This window comes from Paraburkholderia sp. SIMBA_030 (assembly GCF_046535245.1).
In the GTDB taxonomy this organism is placed as follows: Bacteria; Pseudomonadota; Gammaproteobacteria; order Burkholderiales; family Burkholderiaceae; genus Paraburkholderia.
This window is the reverse complement of sequence record NZ_JAWRXB010000372.1, coordinates 1-277: the sequence shown is the minus strand read 5'-3', so window position 1 is coordinate 277 and position 277 is coordinate 1. Positions and strand designations below refer to the sequence as shown.

1 protein-coding gene is annotated in these 277 nt (G+C 57.4%); it reads right to left on the bottom strand.

Translation table 11 applies throughout. The features are described 5' to 3' along the window. Positions 1-128 precede the first annotated feature (128 nt). Positions 129-209 (bottom strand): potassium-transporting ATPase subunit F, encoded by an 81-nt coding sequence (locus tag SB772_RS40395; protein ID WP_410838568.1) that lies wholly within the window; start codon positions 207-209, stop codon positions 129-131. Positions 210-277: the final 68 nt, after the last annotated feature.

Below are 277 nucleotides of genomic sequence, written 5' to 3'. Positions count from 1 at the left end.
CCCCGGGACTTGTTGCCGGAGAAAACACGTTCCAAGTACAAGCCCAGCGGTTTGTGCAGGAGGATCAGGGCCACCAACAGGACCCCGATCTGGGTGATGAATGACGCGATACTAAAAGCCACGTGCTGTCACCACTTTTCCGGGTTAAGCAGCACGGCCAGAAGGTATACGGCCATGGCCAATCCGGCAATGAACAAGCACACCCACATGATGGCGTCCACGTTCATTGACCACTCACCGGGCCATCGCCGTCGACCATTTTGCCCAAGAGGTGGGC

What these genes read in the sequence shown, in the direction of transcription:
- SB772_RS40395 (WP_410838568.1), bottom strand. Translation starts at nt 209, where the DNA reads ATGTGGGTGTGCTTGTTCATTGCCGGATTGGCCATGGCCGTATACCTT.